Raw genomic sequence first — 6334 nt, forward strand, 5'->3', positions numbered from 1 at the left:
CCAAGCCAGCTGACCGAGCAGCGCGGCACGGCTCGACCGGGTCACCCGGAGCAGGGGAGCAAAGGCCGGGTCACCGCCGGTAGGCGCCGCCCTGGGGCAACTGCGACGGCCGCATGGAGGTCGGGTGACAACCAGCGCCCGGGAAAGCGAAGCGGTCGGCTCAGCGGAGCGCTCGACGCAACCCAGGACGCGGCCGACTCACCGGAGAGATCGACTCAGCCGAGAGCCTGCGACAGGTCCTCGACAAGGTCCCGGACATCCTCCAGGCCGATCGAGATCCGGAGGACGCCGTCCGTGATGCCGACGGCTCGCCTTGCCTCGGGCGTCAGCCGCCGATGGGTCGTCGTCGCCGGGTGCGTGATGAGCGACTTCGAGTCGCCGAGGTTGTTGGAGATGTCGACGACGCGCAGGGAGTTCATCAACGCGAAGGCCTCCCCCTTCCCGCCCTCGATCTCGAAGGTGACGACCGAGCCGCCACCCAGCATCTGCCGCGCCGCCAGGTCATGTTGTGGGTGCGAGGGGAGGAAGGGGTGGACCACGCGGCGGACCCGCGGATGGTCCTCGAGGAAACGCGCCACCTCGAGGGCGCTCTCCCCCATCCGCTCGACCCTCAGCGACATCGTCTCGAGCCCCTTGACGAGGACCCATGCGTTGAACGGCGACATGGCGGGTCCGGTGTGCCGCATGAGATTCTGCACCGGGCCGTCGATGAACTCGCGGGTGCCGAGGACCGCGCCGCCGAGCGTACGGCCCTGCCCGTCGATGTGCTTCGTGGCGGAGTAGACGACGATGTCCGCACCGTGTTCGAGGGGCCGGGAAAACACAGGCGTCCCGAAGACGTTGTCGACGACGACCTGCGCTCCGGCGGCATGGGCAAGGTCGGAGACCGCACGGATGTCGACGAGCTCCTGCATCGGGTTGCTCGGCGTCTCGAAGAAGACGGCCGTCGTCGGCACGGACAGGGCTGTGCGCCACTGCTCGAGGTCCGGGCCGTCCACGAAGACCGTCTCGACCCCGAACCGCGGCAGGATCTCGTCGAGGATGACGAAGCACGATCCGAACAGCGACCGCGACGCGACGACCCGGTCGCCCTTGCCGAGCAGCGCCGCGAGGGCAACCCACACCGCGGCCATGCCTGATGCCGTCGCGAATGCCGCCGCTGCGCCCTCGATCGCCGCGATGCGGTCCTCGAACATGCGCACGGTCGGGTTGCCGTAGCGCGAGTAGACGAACCGCTCGCTGCCCCCGCTGAAGGCCGCCTCCGCCGCCTCGGCCGACTCGTAGACGAACCCGGACGTGAGATAGAGCGCCTCGGACGTCTCGTGGAATCCACTTCGCGACAGTCCTGCTCGCACCGCGAGCGTGTCAGGACGCCAGCCCTTCGTCCCCTCCGTCATCCCTGCACCCACGGCAGCCCCGCGACCTTCCAACCGGCCACCGCGCGGTGACGATCCGCGTCATGCGGCCCCTCGAAACCGTCGAGGATGTTGTAAGCGCGTCGCCAGCCGCCGGCGGCGGCCGCCTCCGCTGCAGCGACCGACCGAACGCCGGAGCGGCAGAGGAAGTAGACCGCGTCATCCTGCCCGGCGCCTGCATCGGTCAGGTCAGCGAGAAAGCGCTCGTTGACCCGGCCCTCGGGATAGCTGACCCACTCGATCCGCACGACCTCGCGCCCGAGCGGGGACAGGTCGGGCAGGCCGACGTACGTCCACTCGGCGCGCGTCCGCACGTCGACGAGCACGGCGCGCGGGTCGGCTTGCAGAGCCTCCCAGGTCTCGACTGGACTCACGTCACCGGCGTAGCTCATGGCCCGAATATCGCACAGCGCCAGTCAGCGCAGATGCGCCGTCCGATTCGTGAATGCCACCGAGGCCGTGCCGTCCGGCCACACCTCGACCGCGCTCAGGCTGCCGGGCGCGGTCGCGATGGTCCAGAAGCGGTCATGGGCGAGTCCGAGCACCTCGCTGAGGACGGTGAGCACTCCCTGCCGCGTCGTGACTGCCACAACGGTGCCGCCCCGCTCGACCAACGAGTGGTATGCCGCTCGCACGCGTTCGTCGGCCCCCGCGGTCGCGCTCGGGCCGGCCCAGTCGTCCGACGAGGTCACCGCCACACCCAAGGGCTGCGCGATCTCGCGGGCCACTGCATCCGCCAGCGGGTTGCTCGCCGCCGTGACGTGGGCATCGGGGCCGAGCAGCTCGCGGGCACCGGCAGCCACGGCCGCCGCACGCCCCTCGTCGACCGGCACCTGCACCAGCAACAGCTGCAGGCCAGTCCCGGTGGGAGCCTCGGACACCGCCCCATCCGCTGCCTCGTCGGCCGCAGCCCGGTGGTCCCGACGGACGTGGTGCCCGTCCATTCCCTCGTTGCTCAGGGCGTCGGCAGCCTTGTTCTGCTCGCGCGGGACCCACTGGAACCGCACGGAGCCACCGGCGGCAGTGAACTCGGAGCAGACCTCCCGGGCCTCGAGGGCCAGGCGACGCATGTCCTCGTGCTTGATCTTCCAGCGACCCGACATCTGCTCGATGACGAGCTTCGAGTCCATCCGCACCGCAACCTCGGCCGCGGGGTCGATCTCGAGCGCGGCACGCAGGCCGGCGATGAGGCCGGAGTACTCGGCCACGTTGTTGCTCGCCTGCCCGAGCGGTGCAGCGAGCTCGACGAGCACCGCCTTGCTGTCCGCATCGCGCACGAGCGCGCCGTAGCCGGCCACCCCGGGGTTGCCGCGCGACCCGCCGTCCGCCTCGACCAGCAGGCGAGGTCGTGCTGCTCCGGTCACAGGCCTGACTCGGCGGTGCGGACGAGGATCCGCCGGCACTCCTCGCAGCGCACGACCTCGTCCTCCGGAGCCTTGCGGATCCGGTCGAGGTCGACGTTGCCCAGCTCCAACCGGCATCCACCGCAGCGGCGGTACTTCAGCTCGGCCGCACCGAGCCCGCCACTCGCGCCGCGGATCTTCTCGTAGAGCCCCACGAGGTCCTCGCCGATGCCGGCGACGATGTCGGGCCGCCTCGCCGCCACCTGGTTGGCCTCCGACTCGAGGTCGCGCAGGGCGTCGGTCTGCTCCGCACGCAGGGCGTCGAGACGCTTGGCAGCCTCTGCCCTGGCCTGCTCGATCTGCGCGACGCGGTCGGTCAGCGTCTCGGTCCGCTCCATCACCTCGAGCTGGAGGTCCTCGAGCTCCGACTGGCGGCGGGCGAGCGAGACGAGCTCGTGCTGCAGGGACGTCAGCTCCTTCGGCGAGCCCTGCCCCGAGTCGAGTCGGGCCTGGTCGCGCGCGGCGCGGTCGCGCACGAGCTGCACGTCCTGCTCGGCCTTGGCCAGCTCACGCCGGACGTCGTCGGCCGCGGTGCGGGCGTTGACGAGGTCGACGTCGAGCCCCGAGAGGTCCGCCTCGGCGCCGGTGATCGCCGCTATCTGGGGCAGATGGGCCTTGGCGTGGGCGATCTGGTCGAGCCGGGTGTCGATCGCCTGCAGGTCGAGCAGGCGCCACTGGCGGGACGGGTCGGCTTTCAGGACGCACCTCCGGATGGTCTGGCGGGACGAGCGCTGTTGGCACCCACCACGAAAGTCCATGGCTCGGTGCGGATGGTCGTCACCCTGGTCTCGACCCTAACGGGTTCGGCAGCATCCTCTCCCAGCGCGTCGAGCAGGCGGTGCCGCACGTCCTCGAGCCAGAGCGACTCGGTGGCCCAGTGGCCCGCGTCGACGAGATAAGGGGTGCCGCCGCGGGCCTCCTCTCGCGCCTCGAGGGCAGGGTGGTGTCGCAGGTCCGCGGTGACGTACACGTCGGCGCCGCTGGCCCGCACCGCGTCGAACTGGTCATCACCGGAGCCGCCGAGCACGGCCACGCGCGAGACCTGGCCGTCGGGGTCGCCGGCGACCCGCAGTCCACCCGCCGTCGCGGGGAGCACCTCGCTCAGCCGGCCTGCGAACTCAGCCAGCGACAGCGGTGCCGGCAGCTCGCCGACCCGCCCAGCGGCATACCCTTCGATCTCGGAGAGAGCACGCTGGGAGGTGAGCCCCAGCGCGTTCGCGAGCACCCCACTCACCCCGGGGTCCGAGACGTCGGCGTTGGTGTGCGCGACGTAGAGGGCGACATCGGCGAGGACGAGGCGGGTCACGCTCGCGCCCTTGGCGCTGGACGTCGCGACCGAGTGGACGCCACGGAGCAGGAGCGGGTGGTGCGTCACGAGCAGGTCCGCGCCCCAGACGGTCGCCTCCTCGATGACGGCGAGCGTGGGGTCGAGGGCGAACAGGACGCGCCGGACGGGCTGGTCGAGATCCCCGGTCACCAGGCCGACCCGGTCCCAGGCGGCCGCACTGGCCGGCGGGTAGAGCGCCTCGAGACGGGCGACGACGTCACGCAGCACAAGATCTTCCACGTGGGCCCGGCCGGGCTCGAACCGACGACACCCGCGGTGTAAACGCGGTGCTCTACCAACTGAGCTACAGGCCCCTGGCCGCGCGGAACCACCTGAGGGCCCGGACGGCGGGGATCATTGTGTCAGGTGCGCGGGCTCTGCGCGCCCACCGTCAGCACAACGGACCGTCGTCACTCCTCGCGTGCGCGGAGCTCGGCGAGGGCGCGCCGGTAGGGAGCGAAGTCGCGGTGCTCTCCCGGCTCGCCCACGGCCCGCCACACGACCGTGCCGTCGCGGTCGAGCAGGAAGGTCGCGCGGCGTGGTGCGCCGCTCTGCTCGTCGAGGACGCCGTAGCGCCGGGCGACCTCGCCGTGCGGCCAGAAGTCAGCGAGCAGCGGGAAGAAGTAGGCCTCCGTGTCCGCCCAGGCCCGCAGGCTGTAGATGGAGTCGCACGAGATGGCCAGCACCTGGATGCCGTCGTCCTGGAAGTCCTCCAGCCCATCGCGGATCTCCCGCAGCTCACCCGTGCAGATCCCGGAGAAGGCGAACGGGTAGAAGACCAGGGCGACGTTGGTGCGCCCCCGCAGCGCACTCAACGAGATCTCGACGCCGTGGTGGTCCCGCAGCGAGAAGTCCGGCGCCAGGTCGCCGACCGCCGGGACGGTCCCCACGTCGTTGGTGCTCATGGTCACGCCTCTTTCACCGGTCCGGGCCTCGCTTGCCGGGCCTCGTGACGCACAGTGTGCCAGTCAGCGCCGAGAACCCTTCGGTGGCATCAGCCGGTTGGCGGTCCAGACGGCCGACACGTTGACGGCGCCGCCGGTCTGCAGCCCCGCGGTGGACGCAGCCTCCTCGACCTCGCTCGGCTCGACGTGCCCGTCCCGGCCGGCCTTCGGTGTCATCAGCACGACGAAGCCCTGGTCGAACAGGTTGGTGAGGCCGTCGACCAGCAGGTCCCCCAGGTCCTCGTCCCCGTCGCGGTACCAGATGAGGACGCCATCGGCGCCCTCGTTGAAGTCCTCGTCCTCGAGCTCGCTGCCGACGACCTCCTCGATGGCGAACCGGACCTCGTCGTCGACGTCGTCGTCGTAGCCGAACTCCTGGATGACCTGGCCCTTGGCGAAGCCGAGCTTGCCCAGTGACGCCGCTCCCGCGGTCATGCTCGCGTCACCAATCCTTTCCTGCGTCGTGACGTTGCCCGGGGCCGGTCACCCCGTGGGAACGACGCTACCGTGTGCGAGCCGCCCGCGCGGGCCCAGTGCGGTGCACACCTGTTCGCTGCCCACCCGGTTGTGACGGGGGGCACGATCTGGTGGAGGATGGATGGAGGCGCGCGGAGGGCCGACCGGTCCTGACGCGTTCGGCGCGACGAAAGGACAATCACGTGGCATCCGAAGCCGGACCGATCCTCAACGGCATCCCGAGCCAGCTCCCGGACATCGACCCCGAGGAGACCCAGGAGTGGATCGACTCGCTGGACGCCGTCCTCGAGAACAAGGGCCGCACCCGTGCCCGCTACGTCATGCTCAAGCTCATCGAGCGGGCCCGGCAGCAGCAGATCGGTGTGCCGTCGCTGACCGCGACCGACTACATCAACACCATCCCGCCGGAGCGCGAACCGTGGTTCCCGGGTGACGAGGAGGTCGAGCGGGAGTTCCGCCGCTACGTCCGGTGGAACGCCGCGGTCCTCGTGCACCGCGCGCAGCGCCCGGACATCGGCGTCGGCGGCCACATCTCGACCTACGCGTCGGCCGCGACGCTCTACGAGGTGGGCTTCAACCACTTCTTCCGGGGCAAGGAGCACGCCGGCGGCGGGGACCAGGTGTTCTTCCAGGGTCACGCCTCGCCCGGCATGTACGCCCGCTCGTTCCTCGAGGGCCACCTGTCCGAGGCCGACCTCGACGGGTTCCGCCAGGAGAAGAGCCACTACGTCGACGGCAAGCTGCGGGCGCTGCCGTCCTACCCCCACC

Annotated in this window: 7 protein-coding genes, 1 tRNA gene and 1 pseudogene; 1 reads left to right on the plus strand and 8 read right to left on the minus strand. The window is 70.9% G+C overall.

Going from position 1 to position 6334, the window contains the following annotated elements; all coding sequences use genetic code 11:
- Positions 1-215: 215 nt before the first annotated feature.
- The 8 genes from N864_RS17935 to N864_RS17970 all read right to left on the minus strand — a co-directional run bounded on the left by N864_RS17935 (position 216) and on the right by N864_RS17970 (position 5524).
- Positions 216-1397 (minus strand): O-succinylhomoserine sulfhydrylase, encoded by a 1182-nt coding sequence (locus N864_RS17935; protein ID WP_034720206.1) that lies wholly within the window; start codon positions 1395-1397, stop codon positions 216-218.
- Positions 1394-1807, minus strand: coding sequence for a rhodanese-like domain-containing protein (locus tag N864_RS17940; protein WP_034720209.1), 414 nt, complete (start codon positions 1805-1807; stop codon positions 1394-1396). The genes N864_RS17935 and N864_RS17940 overlap by 4 nt, the downstream gene beginning before the upstream one ends.
- A gap of 24 nt (positions 1808-1831) precedes the next feature.
- On the minus strand, positions 1832-2779 hold the full coding sequence (locus N864_RS17945) for a reverse transcriptase-like protein (protein ID WP_034720211.1): 948 nt from the start codon (positions 2777-2779) through the stop codon (positions 1832-1834).
- On the minus strand, positions 2776-3576 hold the full coding sequence (locus N864_RS17950) for a zinc ribbon domain-containing protein (RefSeq protein ID WP_338033657.1): 801 nt from the start codon (positions 3574-3576) through the stop codon (positions 2776-2778). The genes N864_RS17945 and N864_RS17950 overlap by 4 nt, the downstream gene beginning before the upstream one ends.
- Positions 3513-4373 carry a Nif3-like dinuclear metal center hexameric protein gene (locus N864_RS17955; protein WP_205620993.1) on the minus strand — a complete coding sequence of 287 codons (861 nt, stop codon included), beginning with the start codon at positions 4371-4373 and terminating at the stop codon, positions 3513-3515. The genes N864_RS17950 and N864_RS17955 overlap by 64 nt, the downstream gene beginning before the upstream one ends.
- Before the next feature lie 13 nt (positions 4374-4386).
- Positions 4387-4459 (minus strand) — tRNA-Val (locus tag N864_RS17960).
- 96 nt (positions 4460-4555) lie between these two features.
- A complete protein-coding gene (locus N864_RS17965; protein WP_034720213.1) occupies positions 4556-5050 on the minus strand; it encodes a peroxiredoxin in 495 nt (164 codons plus the stop codon).
- 63 nt (positions 5051-5113) lie between these two features.
- Positions 5114-5524 (minus strand): DUF3052 domain-containing protein, encoded by a 411-nt coding sequence (locus tag N864_RS17970; protein ID WP_034720217.1) that lies wholly within the window; start codon positions 5522-5524, stop codon positions 5114-5116.
- A gap of 224 nt (positions 5525-5748) precedes the next feature.
- Here N864_RS17970 and N864_RS17975 point away from each other — a divergent pair.
- A pseudogene (locus N864_RS17975) lies at positions 5749-6334 on the plus strand (pyruvate dehydrogenase (acetyl-transferring), homodimeric type); the annotation flags it as partial.

Source organism: Intrasporangium chromatireducens Q5-1 (assembly GCF_000576575.1).
Classification (GTDB): domain Bacteria; phylum Actinomycetota; class Actinomycetes; order Actinomycetales; family Dermatophilaceae; genus Intrasporangium_A; species Intrasporangium_A chromatireducens.

Coding starts and splice junctions, on each gene's coding strand:
- N864_RS17935 (WP_034720206.1), bottom strand. CDS start 1,397: ATGACGGAGGGGACGAAGGGCTGGCGTCCTGACACGCTCGCGGTGCGA.
- N864_RS17940 (WP_034720209.1), bottom strand. CDS start 1,807: ATGAGCTACGCCGGTGACGTGAGTCCAGTCGAGACCTGGGAGGCTCTG.
- N864_RS17950 (WP_338033657.1), bottom strand. CDS start 3,576: ATGGACTTTCGTGGTGGGTGCCAACAGCGCTCGTCCCGCCAGACCATC.
- N864_RS17965 (WP_034720213.1), bottom strand. CDS start 5,050: ATGAGCACCAACGACGTGGGGACCGTCCCGGCGGTCGGCGACCTGGCG.
- N864_RS17970 (WP_034720217.1), bottom strand. CDS start 5,524: ATGACCGCGGGAGCGGCGTCACTGGGCAAGCTCGGCTTCGCCAAGGGC.